The organism is uncultured Halopseudomonas sp., assembly GCF_963977355.1.
Classification (GTDB): Bacteria; Pseudomonadota; Gammaproteobacteria; order Pseudomonadales; family Pseudomonadaceae; genus Halopseudomonas.
This window is the reverse complement of sequence record NZ_CAXBOV010000013.1, coordinates 25,607-40,758: the sequence shown is the minus strand read 5'-3', so window position 1 is coordinate 40,758 and position 15,152 is coordinate 25,607. Positions and strand designations below refer to the sequence as shown.

Genomic DNA, 15,152 nt, shown 5'->3' with positions numbered 1-15,152 from the left:
TAAGCCAATGATTATTGAGAGGGAAGTATGCTGATCCAACGTCTACTACTTAACGACCGAGGCGGTATGGTGGTGCTTGGCCTGGTCGCGCTGATGGCGATCGTGGTGCCGGTGCTCAACCTGGCCGTGCCACCTGAATCGCCGTTCTATGTTTCCAACTTTACCGTCGGACTGCTCGGCAAGTTTCTTTGCTTCGCCCTGCTGGCCTTGTCCGTGGACCTGATCTGGGGCTATGCCGGCATCCTGTCCCTGGGTCATGGTGCCTTTTTCACCCTGGGCGGTTACGGAATGGGCATGTACCTGATGCGCCAGATCGGCGATCGCGGTGTATACGGCCATCCCGAACTGATGGATTTCATGGTGGTGCTCAACTGGGAAACCCTGCCCTGGTACTGGCAGGGTTTCGACATGTTCTGGTTCGCGATGCTGATGGTGCTATTGGTGCCGGGCCTTCTGGCTTTGGTATTCGGCTGGCTGGCGTTTCGCTCGCGGGTGACCGGCGTGTATTTCGCCATCATCACCCAGGCCCTGACCTACGCCCTGATGCTGGCTTTTTTCCGCAACGAGATGGGCTTTGGCGGCAATAACGGGCTGAATGATTTCAAGGATATCTTGGGTTTCAGCCTGAGCGCCGACTCGACCCGTGCCGGACTGCTGATTGCATCTGCGGTGATGCTGATCCTCGGCTACCTGGCTTGCCGTTACATCGTCACTTCGCGCATGGGTAGGGTGATTATTTCGATCCGCGACGCCGAGAGCCGTACGCGCTTTTCCGGCTATCAGGTCGAATCCTACAAGCTCTGGCTGTTCGTCTTCTCGGCGATGCTTGCCGCCGTTGCCGGTGCGCTCTATGTGCCGCAGGTCGGTATTATCAACCCGGGTGAGTTCTCTCCGCTCAACTCGATCGAGATGGTTGTCTGGGTCGCCACAGGTGGGCGCGGCACGCTGTTTGGTGCTCTGGTCGGAGCCTTCTCGGTGAACTACGCCAAGACCTTCTTTACCACGTTCTCGCCTGAAACCTGGCTGTTCATACTCGGCGGCCTGTTCGTGATGGTGACGCTGTTCATGCCCAAGGGCATCGTCGGATTGGCAGAACGCTTGCTGCGCAAGGGAGATAAATAATGAAAACCACCGAGCAATTGCGCGAGACCTGGCGCCGGGATCAGGTGTTCGACTTCGTCCAGCCGCCGCCAGCATTCGACAGCGTGGTAGATACCACCCACGGACCCATCCTGTATGTGGAAAATATCAGTGTCAGCTTCGATGGATTCAAGGCACTGAACAATCTGGACCTGACTATCGACGACGGCGAATTGCGCTGCATCATCGGCCCTAACGGGGCCGGCAAGACCACGATGATGGACGTGATTACCGGCAAGACCAAACCGGACACGGGCAGTATCTGGTTCGGCCAACGTATCGACCTGCTACGTCGTTCCGAACACCAGATCGCCCGAGGCGGTATTGGTCGCAAGTTTCAGAAGCCCACGGTATTCGAAGCCCTGTCGGTATTCGAAAATCTCGAGCTGGCCACAGCATCGAAGAAGAATGTCTGGTACACGCTCAATAACGACCTGACCGGTGAGCAGCGCGACCGCATAGACGAGGTGCTGCGCCAGACTGGTCTGACCGAGCATTATCACCAGGAGGCCGGCGCGCTGTCCCATGGGCAGAAGCAATGGCTGGAGATCGGCATGTTGCTGGTACAGAACCCACGGGTGCTGTTGGTCGATGAGCCGGTGGCCGGCATGACCGGCGAAGAAGTGGAAAAGACCGCTGAGCTGCTGACCTCACTTGCCGGGCGGCATTCGGTGATTGTCGTGGAGCACGACATGGCCTTCGTGCGCTCGATTGCGCGCAAGGTCACCGTACTGCACCAGGGCTCCGTGCTGGCCGAAGGCAGCATGGATCAGGTGCAGAACAATCCACGAGTCATCGAAGTCTATCTGGGAGAGTGAGCCGTGCTGCGTATTGAATCGATCAATCAGCTATATAACCAGAGCCACATTCTCTGGGATCTGAACCTGGAGATCCGCGAGGGCACCTGCGGTTGCCTGCTGGGCCGCAACGGCGTGGGCAAAACCACGCTGCTAAAATGCATCACTGGCCTGCTGCCGGTGCGCGACGGCCAGATCCTGCTCAACGGCCAGGACATCACTCGCATGTCGACCGAGAACCGCGCCCGAGCGGGTATCGGTTACGTACCCCAGGGCCGAGAGATATTTCCGCTACTCACTGTGGAGGAGAATCTGAAGATTTCCCTTGGCGCCAGGGGTGACGGTGCACGGCAGATTCCCGAGCAGATCTACCAATTGTTCCCGGTTCTCAAGGAAATGAAATCACGCCGTGGTGGCGACCTCTCCGGCGGCCAGCAACAGCAACTGGCGATCGGCCGAGCGCTGGTCCTGGATCCCAAACTGCTGATTCTGGACGAGCCTACCGAGGGCATTCAGCCAAACATTGTACGAGACATCGGCGAAGTGATCCGCAAGCTCAATCGTGAGATGGGGCTTACTGTACTGCTGGTTGAACAGAAACTGCCCTTCGCGCGTCGCACGGCGGATGACTTTTTCATCATGGAGCGAGGCAGGGTGATGGCCGATGGGCCGATTGCGGATTTGAGCGATGAACTGGTGCAGCAGTATCTGACTGTCTAACTGGGTAAGAGGCCTGGCCCTTACTTGGCTGAACCCGATAACGTCATCCCCGCTTTCGTAGGGATGACGTTACAGGGGCATTCGTCTTTCCCGCGAAAGCGGGAATCCAGTCGGAGCCTTTAGCCAGCCAGACAGTCTCCACACTGAGAGCTTATCGGCTCAACATGAACGTGTTGTATTCCAGATCGTCCAGCGCCTTGTTCAGACGCATCATCCCCAGCAATACACAGATCGCCAGCGAGACGGTGAACCCGTACCCGTAGAAGCTTGGCCCGAGATACTGACTGAGCAGCGTCAGGGCGATGTTAAGCAGCACAAAGAGTGCGCTCAGCTCCAATACGATGGCGCGCTTGTCGAGGTAGAAAAACACGTTCAGTAGCGCCATGAGCAACATCTGGAAGCTCACACCGATCAGGTCGATGTAGAACAACGGCAGATAGAAGTGGGAAATACCCAACCACTCCAGAAGCTTGGGCGCGAACAGGAACAGGAGTACCACCGTGATGCCCTGTACCTTGCAGATCTCCTGCAGGCCCTGGCGAATGGCGATGGTCATTTCACTCTTGAGCTGCTGAATATGCTGCAGGGTCTGGCCCTCACGTACCGCATCGAACAGCCGCTCATACCACTCGGCAAAATCCGTTTCGATCCGCACCAGGAAAACGGCCATACCCGGAATGATGGACAGATAAGCCAGAAAGATCGGCAGGTCGTAGAGCATCGATGCACGCAGCGGCCCGATAATCTGCTCCGACGTCATCGGGTTGAACCAGAAGATGAACTTGTCGGCCCAGATACCCATGTTGTAGCACACGCCGCTCAGCAGAAGGCTGAGAAATACCTGTTTGCGATCAAGAAAATCAAAGGCAATCAGCTTTTCCGCGCGGTACTCGCGCAGAATATCGAACAGAAACACGAACAGCAGCGTGGCATGGCCCAGCAGCAACGCAAACAGCAGACCATTGAGGCCCCAGGGCCTTAGCAGGAAGGAGCTCACCACCATGAGCGAATATCCGCCCAGCATGGTCAACAAGATCCGGTTGTACTGCTTCATGCCCGACAGAAAGATGATCACCAGCCACAGGTTGCAGAGGGTGACGAAGTTGGTCAGTACCAGCAGGCGATACAGGAAGGGCTGGTCAAAAAGCCACCACAGCAACACAAACGCCAGCAAGCCAGCACCGATGGTTGATATCAGCATGATGCCCAGAAGATTGGGCAAAATAACCTGGGGCTTTTTCTCGAACAGTCGATCGGAGACAAATCGGGTGAAGAATACCTGGAGTCCCCCCGTGACGATCAGAGATGTCGCGAAGAGGTAAGTGGTGGTTACCAGAAACTGTCTGACCAGCATTTCCGGAAAGACCACTCCGATACTCATGATACCGATCAGCATCACACTGATAATAGACAGGACCCAGGGACCCGCACTCAACAGGCCGGCATAAACATAGGCCCGCAGTGTCGATGAATAGGAATCCCGCGCCAGGATCTTGCGCAGCTCAAAACCGATTCCCGCCATTAGAGGGTCCCCATTGAAGTACTGTAAAGCTTGCGATACCGCTCTAGCATAAGCGCCTCGCCATAGTAACGGTTGGCCCGTGCCACACCTGCAGCCTGCGCTGCCTGCCAGCGCTCCGGCTTGCGCAGCAATCTGAGCACGGCATTGGCAGTGGCTTGTGGGTCGGCAATGGCGACAACTTCGCCGGCTTGGCCCAGGTCACGATCTTCAGCGGTTCCGCCTTCGATCAGCTCACGGCATGAACCTACATCAGTACTGACGACCGGGGTACCGGCGCACCAGGCTTCGAGAATCACCAGCGGTTGCGCCTCACTGATCGAGGTCAGGACCATGACTCCCAGTTTGGGCATGATGTCGTCAACCTTCTGAAAACCCAGAAAGCGCACGTTCTTTTCAAGGCCCATACTACTGACCAGACTGTGACACTCGGCAGCGTATTCGGCATCCTCATTTTCCGGGCCGATAATCCAGCCTTCGGTTTCCGGCATTTCGGACACAATGGTCCGCATGGCACGCACAAAGGTTTTTACGTCCTTGATTGGCACAACTCGGCCGATCAGACCTATGACGGGTGCGATGCCAGGGGAGCGTTGTTCCCGCAGGGGATTCCAGCGCGGCAGATCGATACCGTTGGGGATTACCCGGGTGCGATCCGGATCGGCGCCATCGAGCACCTGCCGTTGGCGATTACCGTCATACAAGGCAATGATCGGGTCGGCGTTGCGATACACCATCAAACCGATGCGTTCGAAAAAGCGGATCCACAGGGAGCGAATGTAGCCAGAGCTCGGATCAAGGCTGCTATTGAGTGCTTCGTCGGCGTTCTCGGCGATCCAACTGGCCTGGGCCAGATCGATCTTGCGCTCTTTGGTGTAAATGCCATGCTCACTGAGTATGAACTTGCAGTTCCAGCGATGCTTGAGAATGCAGCCAGCCAAGCCTGCATAACCGGTAGAGATCGCGTGCAGCAGTCTCGCTCTGGGCATCCGCGCAGCAGCCTCGGCAATCATCACCATGGGTGACTGCATGGTGCGCATGGTCCAGAAATAGTTGATAAAGGACGGGTCACTGCAGTGGTTGAGATAACCCTCGGTAATCGCCTCCCAACTGGCTCGGCTACGCAGCACATCCTGCATGGTCAATTGCCCGCTGCTCAGGGCGCCCAATACCGCGTCGCCGGTTATTTCATCCGGTTTGTCAGGGTGATGAAAGTAGCGATACATGTTGGCCAGATCACGTACGGACCCACCAGACGCCTCATGCTCCCCTCTGGGAGCGAAGTGCCACGCGTCCTCGATAAAGACTTCTTCAATATGCGTGACGTTGGGGGGAACGTCGTAGTTGCGCTCGCCGTAGATCTCGCGCTGACCACCGATAAAGAGTACCGAAAAGGTAACTTCTGGAAGGCCGAGAATCATCTGGTTTATCCAGCTCGACACACCACCTCGCACATAGGGCCAGGTGCCTTCCAGCAGCAGGCAGACATCTGCCTGCGCACCATGCGTCACAACCTGCCCTGTCCTGGAATGCTCAGTCATAACCAGTACCTCGCGAGCTCGGCGAATGGCGGCCTGTTAAGCGCATGCTCAGGGAGTCGGGCCAACAAACGTGGCACCTCCTCATACTGGCCTGCAGCAAACGCTGCCTCTGCAAGGAATGGAGCAATTTTCTCGAAACGAATGCCACCAGTCTCAGCGTGCTTGAAAAATGTTCGGGCGGCACTCAGATCGCCCTGCTCGAGGGCAATTCGTCCAGCGAGCAAATGAACCTCCGGGTTGGATTGCAGGGCCAGGGATTGTTCGGCGTGCTTACGCGCCTGCCCAAGAATGTGATCAAGAACACTGCCCTGGGCCAGCCCAAGGTAGGCAAGCTCCCAATACCAACGTGCAAGCCCGACATGGGTAGCCTCTGGACTTTCATCCTCACTTGTACCAAGCCGGTTGAGCAGCCGCTCGATCCGATGGTTGATCCCGCTTTCCTTCTGATCAAGCATCGAGTAGGCGAGCAAACGCACATCATCTGCGGGGTCGCGTAAGGCCAGCTTGAGTATTGGCACAGACTCATGGGAGGGCATGCGACGTGTTGCCAAAAGTGCGTTCAGGCGGCGCTCCGGGTCAGTCGCCAGGTACAACACATCCTGTAGGCCACCGTCCTGAAACATCGGCGAATGCCGGCGCTCCAGGGGGCGAAAAGGGAGTCCGGGGACACCCGTGGTTCGCCACACCTGCTCCTCACGCTTACGCTGCAAGTACAGGGCCGGAAAGACTGCAAAAATGACCCCGACCATGCCCAGCAACGGGATGAAAAAAGCGATGCTGAACAGAAAAAGTGGCGCCCAGGGCAAAGGCGACTTGTAGCGCGTAGGCAGGAACATCCAGAGCGCAACCGCCACGAGTACGCAGGCCACCGCATGCGGTAGCACGACATACAACATGCCCTCGAGTAACGTCGGTTCACGGAAAATCATTGCCCAACTGAGGGACTCGAAAATCAGCGCGCCGCTAAACAGCCACTTGTTGATCATTCAACCCACACTCGTGATAAAGGAAATTGTGCAAACCTTCGCGCCTGCCTGTGGGGTCCATTTCAAAGAAAAAAACCTTCACACCCACATCGTCCAGGGTACGGCCCTGACCGAAACGCTCGGCGAGCTGATACTGCAGGCGAGTCAGGTAGCCACGGGACCCTTCGGTTGACGTCAGCGGCATCAGGACCAGAATGCAGTCATTCCCGCGGGTGTTAATCAGACGTATCTGCAGGTCAAGACCACGCTGACTGTCAGCGAACAGACGAATCAGATCCTGATTCGACTCCGTCAACTCGAACAGACACAAACTGGCGTCAAGATCATGATCTTCAACGTCGATCAGGGACCGCCGCAGCTGTTGCGAGAAGCTTTGCGCATCGGCGTCATGCAACTGCAAAGCGGCTGCATCGCTGCGCAACAGGTCCGCAACGTGACCAGCCAGAAGTGCCAGAAGACTGAGGGTGCGATCATTGAAGACAAAGAATGGCATTTGGCGGATCGCCAGTATGCCCAGGATGTTGTCCTCAGTATCGATCAGCGGAACGCACACCTGCAGTGCAGAAAAATGTTCCTGGTCGCCGCGCTCGAGAAACTCTTCGCGGATACTGATCAGGTCGCCGTTTTCCAGACACAACTTGACCATGCGGTCCTGCGGGTCGAGCTCATCCATATCGCCAAGCGTAGCCAGTGGCCGCGACTGCAACTGCCCATCCCTGACCGCGTACAAACCCGCGATATTCAATGAACCGTACTGTCCGAGCAAGGCGATGATCTGTTGTGCCATCGCTTCCAACGGATCGCCTTGGGGTCTCAGCTCGCGCAGACGCTCTCGGAGAATCAGCAATGAACTACGCAAACTCTGATCACTGCCCGCAACCCGCAGCTCCAACCGGTCATGGGAAATACGCAGAATCTGGTGAGCTCGAGTGAACTCATCCAGACGGTACTGCCGGTACTCGTTAGCCATCTGCAAGCGCTGTAGACGACGATCCCAGAGATCACGGAATTCACCGATCACCATGCTGATTACCAGCATGCCAATGATCCAGCCGCCGGGCATGCGCTCGTACGCCTCCAGACCTGATTCGCGCAGCAGCAGTACCGCTGCAACGAGGATACAGGCACTCACCAGTGCCTTGACGAACCCGTACCGCAGTCCCACCAGCAACGGAGCCAACATTGGCCAGGTAAACTCATGCACCTGCAATGGGTCTTCGGGCATGAAATACATGCCAAGACCGATAGCCAGTGCGGTTAGTAGGACTGTTTCGACCCAGGCGGCGAGTTCACTGGCACGCGCCGCGAGGGTAAAGTCCTTGTACGGGGAGTCAGTGGACATTATTCCAGCCGCAGGTCGTCAGTGAGCTCACGCAGAACTTTCTGCGCGCTACCAGCCAGGCTTTCACGTGACCAGCCCGCCCTGGCTCCGCTATTACTCCAGATTACACGGCCAGTCACTGGCTCCAGTACGCGCAGACTGATACCAACCGCAGGTTCACCATCCAGACCACTCTTGTACTGCCATTCCTCGACGCTGCCGCTGATTACATAGTCGAAACCCTGACTCTGTGCCCACTCCATGCCAGCTGCCAGCCGCTCGCTGTCATCAAAGAGCATGGTTTCTTCCTGCTCTGTCTTGGGATAGACGATGGGCTGCAAGCCGCGCTGGCTCAGGACGCTGAGCAGTATCTGCTCGCTACGTTCACCTGCCTGTGGTGTCTGTGAGTAATTCACCAGGGGCACGAGCCCCCAGCGGGCATCACGCGGCAGAGCTTCGCCACTTTTGCCAGTGAAGGTGCTACAGCCGGTCACCACGGTGAGTGCCAGTATGAGGGCCAGGCCCGCTCTCGATTGCATGATGAATCTCTCCTGTTTGAATAACATAATCAGCGTCCAAATCTCTTGCTATAAGTCAGTTCCAGAATGCCACCCGCCTCTGCATCGGCGCCTTGCGGCTTCGACTGATAACCAAAGGTCAAAGCCAGCTCGTCATCACCAAGGACCCGCGAACCGATCCCGGTGCTCAGACCGTAGGTAAATTGGCTATCGACCCAATCCCACCCTGCCTGCAAATCCACCAGCCATGTGTACTCAGGCTGGCCACGGTTGAGTGCGCCGGGGAAGCCCCTGCGCCATGAAGTACCGGCGTACAACCGGCCGTACTCTTCTTGCAACAGTCCGGACGCCTCTATCACGTCGAACTCGATTGGACCGCCGTCTGCCACGGTAAGCTTGTCGAGCTGGCGACTGCTCAGATTGTTGCGCTGATAGTCAATACCCGCCCTTGCAACCCAGGTCGGTCCTTCAAAACGTTGAATCTGGTTGAATTCCATATTGAACGCAGTGCCGCTGCCCAGGCTGTGCCCATAGCGCGTACCGTAGGCGCGCTGTTCAAGTGACCAGGAAAGCTGATCGCGCGCTGAAAATCCGTGAATTCCCGCAATATAAACCGAATCCTGCGTACCGACGGCGCGCATGAACCCACTATCGAGATTTTCCTGATTCCAGCCCAGCCCCACTTCCAGCTGATCACGCCCACCTATTTGCCAGGTGCGCGACGCGCCTGCACCCACGCGATTTTCATCAGCCCGGCTGCTGCTATCCACCGTCAAAGCAATGCGCCCGTCCTCGAGTTTACGGCTCAGGGTAACGCGGGCATTCTTTTCAGTGCCCAGCACGCTGCTGTCGAGGTCGTCAGCCTTGTAGTCCAAACTCTCGAGATCGACGGTCGTATACCAGTCATCAGCAATATTACCGGCGATGGTTGCATGGGCACCGCTGAGCTCTACTCCGCCCAGGTTGTCGCGGCGCCAACCAATCCGTGCTCCCTGGGGAATACGTGACTGAATGTCTACAGCCTGGCGACGGAGTTGCGTGTCCACGATTCGGGGATTGCCTGCACCGAGATTAGTCAGTGCCAGGCCCAACGCAGCGCTTTCTTCTCCCAGACGATCCAGGGATTCGACGTTCTGTGCCGGATCAAGCTCGCCCTGAGCGACCAGCTTGGTAAGCGTGTCGCGGTTATAGTTGCGCAGCGCTTCCTGCATGGTGTGATAGGCATTGATATCCAGGCCCCGGCTGCGACCCCAAGCCTGCCAGGCGTCCTTCTGGGACGGCTGATTGATGATATCAAGCTGGGTCAACATGCGGTCAAACCAGAGCTGCAGCATGGCCGGCGAACCATCCTGCCACTGCATGGCCTGCTTCTCCGAGCGCAGGCCCGAGTGGCTCGCCGCCAGCAAGCGTAACCATACGGCGTAGCGCTGGGGTGCTACCTCAGGCGACTCGAAGGCCATACGCGGCGTGTTACCCGGACGCGCTTCGAATTCCTCGACCAGTTGATGACGCAGACGCTGGGCAAGCTCGAAACGTTCAGCCGCTTCCAGTCCGTCAACGTAGGCGGCGCGGGCGAGCCAGTCGTAAGGATTTGCACGCAGATGCATGCGATACCATGCGAGGGCTTCATCATGCCGTCCAAGCATCTGGTTGGCCGCGGCAAAAGGAAGCCACATGTTCCCGTTGCGACGGGCGAATGCACGCCAGCGATGGGTCATCAGCGGAAGATCGGCGGTACGACGATGATCAATGAAGAACCACATCAAACGCTCGCGCACCAGCGGGTTACCCGGATATCGAGCCAGGGCAGAACGGTAGATACGTGTCGCGGTATAGAGGTCCTCGTCCCGCTCTGCCAGCCAACCCTTGGCCAGCATGACCTGCGGATGAAGAGCAACCGAGGGTTGCTCATCGGCCTCGCCAAGCAGAGTGCGCAGAAGATCAATATCACCGAGGACGATTGCCATCTCCAGCGCCATCACCAGATAACCCGGATCCCCTCGCTCACGCCAGCCCTCCAGGAGTATGTCCAGTGCCTTGCGAGGTTGCTGCAGACGGTAAAACTCTATCAGTTCATTTTCTTCACTGCTGTTCAGAGCGATGCCCTGGGCCAGCATCTGCTCGTAAGCATTGCGAAGCTCGTCGTCTCGTTCCAACTCCCACGCCAGACCCGCCAAGGTACGCCAATACTCGGGATCATCAATATTGCGATTGTCGATGTCGAGAATATCCCAGGCGCGCTCAGGCTGATGAATACGCCAATAGGCGCTTGCCCATTCAATTCGTTCGGTAATGCTCAGTTCAAAGCGGCGAGCCATGTTGTCCCAGACTACCGTCTGAGCTTCGAACTGTTGCGTATGCTCCAGATTTTGAAGAAGACGCGCCCAGGCCATACGATGACTGGGGTAGCTACGCAAGTACTGACGTAACCAGGCTTCGGTACGAGCGGGTTGACCCAGCGACTCATAGCCAAAGACCAGAGCATCGAGCTTCTCTTCAGATAGCCTGCGGTCACCCGCCGTTGATTCAAGCAGGGCGACACCCTGTTCGTAATCATATAACTGAAATGCCAGACGCCAGGCGTGTTCGCGGGCTTGCGGATCTTCGCGCAGGCTCAGATATTTAACCCAGTGATCGAGGGCCGCACGACTATTGCCGGTCCACTCACCAAGCTGGGCCATCTGGCGCAGAAGATCAGGATCGTCAGGGCGCAGAGCGAGTAACAGATCGCCGGTTTGCCAAGCTTCACGCAAATTACCCTGGGCCAGCTCGAGGCGAAACTGAGCGTCAACAGGTTCTGACCGGTAGGGCTGCAGCTCGCGCGAGCGGGCAACCAGAATTGCCGCGAGGTCCATCCGCTGACTGCCCACCGCCATCTGTACACCTTGCTCGAGCCATTCGGCATCGGACTCGGAATCGATGAGCTCGTCGCGCTCTCTTACCAACAGCCTGGACGCCTGATCACCAGCACCGACCGATAGCAGCGCATCATAGGCGCGGCGCAGATAATAGCGGCGATCCTCGACCTCTTCGCTAGCTGCCAGGATATCCAGATAAACCATGGCTGCCTTGCCGGACTGATTACTGGCCAGATACCAGCGAGCCGCACGTTTGAGGTAAGGCAAGTGCTCTTCCGGAACCCGGGTCGCCAGCGAATGATAAACATCTGCCGCCAACCAGGGCATTTCCATACGCAATGCCAGATCAGCCCAGTTGCGCGCCTGCTCTACGGACAACTGCCTATGATCGAAAGCCATCAACTGGGCGCGGGCCGGTTCCATGCGAGAGGGGTCATCACCATGCATGGCACTGAGGGCATCAATCTGCAGCCGGTAATACTCCATCTGCACGACGTCGGGATTTTCCCAGCCGAGCAGGTGACGCCGCGCACGACTGTATTGTCCGAGATCAACCAGCAGCTGGACCAGATTAATGCGCAATTCATCGTCTTCAGGACGCGAAGCAAGAAGCACCTCTGCGTAGCTCGCTGACACATCGTCAGCCCGCTCCTGCTCATCAGGGAGGAACACGTCCTCGCTGTTATAGCTCAATACCAGGACACCGCCAATTGCCGCAGCGGAAAATGCGAGCGTCCAGGGGCTGACCAGCCGAACGGGTTTACTCGCAGACGAGTTGCGCATCACTCACCTGTTTAGTCGATAAGGTAAAATGCCAGAGTCCGTTCGCCGACCGTCCGCTGACCTTGCGACCACCCACATCCAGGCGACAGGCAGACGAAGAGCGAACAGAGAAGGCGATAGGAAACTCACCAGCAAAAGAAAGTTCGACCCGCCGGGCGTCGAGATAACGCCAGGCAGTCAAGGGTACGTTAGCCTTCTCCAGCGCCGGGACAGTATCGCGCTCGGCCTGCAGTGCAAGCACAGCGCGGTTGTCACTGAGATGCACATAGCGGCCCTGGGGAAGGTCGATCACACCGGCAACCCCTGTGGAAGCCAACATATCTGGCCACCCCATACCGGGATCAATTCTCACCGTGCGCAACCCCTGCAACGCGCTTATCTGCCAGGCGCCACTTGGAGTACGGGCCAGTGATGCAGTGTGCAAACCATGGGCGCGCTGCAAATAATCACTCATCCACAGGGAAATCGGATCCTGGTCGAGCATATGCCTATAGATATCACCCATGACCTTGATCGCCGCAGGCTTGGTACCGGAGTAGAAGTGGTAGTAAAGGTGCAGGCCCCGCATGCGGCGCGGCGTCTCGGTCAGCTCGAAGGTATCTATCACATCGCGAAAGCCGTAATAGGGTCCCTGCCACAAATTGGTATAAACGTTTTCATTGATGATCGGGGCGAAAACCTGCAAACCGCCAGATGTCGGACGCAACAGCGGATACAACCCGGTCAGTGACGGGTCAGCATGGGTGAGCCGAGTCTCACCGCCGTTAACGTTCAACATGCCAGCATCGTAGGCAAGCTCGATAGTCGCAGCGTCGGGTATGGCGTCTCCGCTCCAGAAAATCATGTTGACCGGCTTGTCATCCGGGGCCAGACGGCTCTGTACATAGTCACGCGAACCGGTAACTTCCCGCGGAAAGTCAATCTTGTCATAGCCAGGGATCGGCATCATCAGACCGTAGTCGGCCTGAAAACCCTCCCGCTGACTTTCCCGCTCCGCCTGCCAGAAATAGTGATGGCTGTACGTATGAGTAGCTGGTTCCACTCGCCCGTGCGCGAGTATGCGGCGGGCAAGAGGCTCGAGCTCGCGAGCCAGGTAGGGGTACATACCCTTGGGACCGACCTCGCCTTCAATAAAGGAGACTGAGGTGAGCAGCGGATAGGGCTTGATGAAATCATTCAGCACAACGGTGCCCGCATAAGGGGTGCCGGGAACTTCCGCACGTGACGGAAAGCCATCGCCGTCAATGTGGACAGTGGCGATACGCCGCCCATTTTCAGTGGTTACATCGGGGGCTGGAAAGGTTTCCAACTGGAGGGCCTTTTGCAGGAAAGCAAACGGATCGACAATCCAGCGCCGAGTATCGTCTTCACCGTCGAAGACATAGGGCGCCAAGGCCATTCCGCCCCAGTCGCCCGTAACCACGGGTGTATGCTCACGACCTTTGTCGTCAACGAGTACCAGGGCCGCGTTATCTGAACTGGAGCCCGACTGAGTACCAATCGCTATCATTCCACGGGAGCGCACAACCAGCGGCGCTTCGAATTCACCAATCAGCAACGGGTCGTGACTCACCATTTTCAGACCGGAGACAGGTTGATTGCCATTACGCTGCAGGCCCATCTTGTTGAGAATGGCTGCGTCGTCCACCGGCAAGCCCTGAAAGAAGGCCAGAGGCATGCCCTCCTCCATACGGCTGAGTATCCACCGATTGAACTTACCACTTTGCAGAGGCGCACCGGATGTCATCCAGATGACAACCCCCGCATACAGCCCCCTCATCTGCGAGGCCTGGAGAGAATCGTCTACCGGTATGTAGTCAATACGGTAACCCATGTACTCAAGCAAGCCGCCGAGAGACCTGAAGCCCCCTGTGCGCGTGAGCTCGCCCTCGCGAGGATCGTAAAGCAGCGCAATTCGGCGAGGCTGTACCTCTATACTGCTTAAACCGAGCGTTGCCAGATCGGGCGTACCTACATAGGGCACAAAGTCTTCTTCCACCAGACGCTTGGCAAGCTCCCGAGCCTCGTCCCTGCGATCGGCGGGCAGATAATCAATGGCGACGATGGGAATACCCCGTTCGCGCAGCGGCTGTAGCTGATTGACTATCCAGGCGCGGTCTTCGTCTGGCACTGGATTGTAAGCCTTGGTGCGCGCATTCCAGCCTGCATAAATGGATTCAACCGCTACGGCTGCAACGCCTTCCTGCATATCAGGAAGTACTTCAAAGCCCCGATTGAAAAACAGCTTGAGTTGCGGATGGCGCTGATTGATTTCCTGCAGGGTTGCCAGGAGAGCCTTACGCTGAGCTTCGCGCTGATCTTCCGGAAGCAGCGTGAAGCTGTCCATCGTATCGAGGAACAACCCGCTGTAACCCAGATCAGCGTAATCGGAAGCGCGCTCCAGAAGATGATTTTTCCAGCGGTCGCTGGTGAGATCCATGACACTGCTGTTCCAGCTGTCATTGCGCTCCTCGCTGGCAGCCTCGTCACGCAGGTCCGGATCGAGCTGTGCCTGATACTCGTCAAGCTCACCCACGGATAGATACGCAAAGGGTTTTGAGCCCTGAGAAACAACGAAACGGACGTCTGCAGCCGTGAGATGCGCCGGCTCGAAGACGATCCAATCAAACTGGGAGAGCTCGGAAAGAGGCGGGCGCTCTGCGTACCAGAAGGCTACACTGGCAGGAGCAGAAACACCGGCCTTCGCACTCACCGGAGCGGCAACAGCAAAAAAAGGAAAAAAGAGGGTTATCAGAACGCTGACCGACTTTCCAATGCGCATGATTAACTGGCGAAAACTACAATCGATCATTCCAATCCCTTGATTATTGCATGACAAAACTCCGCTGCCCCATCTGAAACGGCATAGGCGATCGCCAAAAAAAACATAGCTTAGTGCTACTATGCCAAAATATTAACACTTGGTATAAGTATCGCAATCAATACGTCAATAAAACAACAATTTCAGT

At 57.0% G+C, this 15,152-nt stretch carries 10 protein-coding genes; 3 read left to right on the top strand and 7 right to left on the bottom strand.

The genetic code is table 11. The features are described from left to right. Positions 1–27 precede the first annotated feature (27 nt). The 3 genes from urtC to urtE are packed head-to-tail and all read left to right on the top strand — an operon-like array spanning position 28 to position 2,657. Positions 28–1,122 carry an urea ABC transporter permease subunit UrtC gene (gene urtC, locus AAC076_RS08835; RefSeq protein ID WP_339844577.1) on the top strand — a complete coding sequence of 365 codons (1,095 nt, stop codon included), beginning with the start codon at positions 28–30 and terminating at the stop codon, positions 1,120–1,122. Then, positions 1,122–1,958: an urea ABC transporter ATP-binding protein UrtD gene (gene urtD / locus AAC076_RS08830; protein WP_339844575.1), complete on the top strand. Its 837-nt coding sequence runs from the start codon at positions 1,122–1,124 to the stop codon at positions 1,956–1,958. The genes urtC and urtD overlap by 1 nt, the downstream gene beginning before the upstream one ends. Positions 1,959–1,961: 3 nt before the next feature. Beyond that, positions 1,962–2,657, top strand: a complete 696-nt coding sequence (gene urtE, locus AAC076_RS08825; RefSeq protein WP_339844574.1) for an urea ABC transporter ATP-binding subunit UrtE — start codon at positions 1,962–1,964, stop codon at positions 2,655–2,657. A gap of 151 nt (positions 2,658–2,808) precedes the next feature. Here the strand turns inward: urtE and pelG are convergent, their stop codons facing one another. Genes pelG through AAC076_RS08790 form a run of 7 tightly spaced genes read right to left on the bottom strand, consistent with a single transcriptional unit; the run spans position 2,809 to position 14,995 of the window. Beyond that, complete coding sequence (gene pelG / locus AAC076_RS08820) at positions 2,809–4,179, bottom strand: exopolysaccharide Pel transporter PelG (protein ID WP_339844572.1); 1,371 nt, start codon at positions 4,177–4,179, stop codon at positions 2,809–2,811. Then, complete coding sequence (gene pelF / locus AAC076_RS08815; RefSeq protein WP_339844569.1) at positions 4,179–5,717, bottom strand: GT4 family glycosyltransferase PelF; 1,539 nt, start codon at positions 5,715–5,717, stop codon at positions 4,179–4,181. Before pelF ends, pelG begins: the two co-directional genes overlap by 1 nt. Further along, positions 5,714–6,703, bottom strand: a complete 990-nt coding sequence (locus AAC076_RS08810) for a HEAT repeat domain-containing protein (RefSeq protein WP_339844566.1) — start codon at positions 6,701–6,703, stop codon at positions 5,714–5,716. Before AAC076_RS08810 ends, pelF begins: the two co-directional genes overlap by 4 nt. Further along, complete coding sequence (locus AAC076_RS08805) at positions 6,681–8,045, bottom strand: PelD GGDEF domain-containing protein (RefSeq protein ID WP_339844563.1); 1,365 nt, start codon at positions 8,043–8,045, stop codon at positions 6,681–6,683. The genes AAC076_RS08810 and AAC076_RS08805 overlap by 23 nt, the downstream gene beginning before the upstream one ends. Then, entirely contained in the window at positions 8,045–8,563 is a 519-nt protein-coding gene (locus AAC076_RS08800; RefSeq protein WP_339844561.1) for a penicillin-binding protein activator LpoB, read from the bottom strand. Before AAC076_RS08800 ends, AAC076_RS08805 begins: the two co-directional genes overlap by 1 nt. A 29-nt stretch (positions 8,564–8,592) precedes the next feature. Beyond that, complete coding sequence (locus AAC076_RS08795) at positions 8,593–12,183, bottom strand: tetratricopeptide repeat protein (RefSeq protein ID WP_339844558.1); 3,591 nt, start codon at positions 12,181–12,183, stop codon at positions 8,593–8,595. Then, positions 12,161–14,995, bottom strand: coding sequence for a bifunctional glycoside hydrolase 114/ polysaccharide deacetylase family protein (locus AAC076_RS08790; RefSeq protein WP_339844556.1), 2,835 nt, complete (start codon positions 14,993–14,995; stop codon positions 12,161–12,163). The genes AAC076_RS08795 and AAC076_RS08790 overlap by 23 nt, the downstream gene beginning before the upstream one ends. Positions 14,996–15,152: the final 157 nt, after the last annotated feature.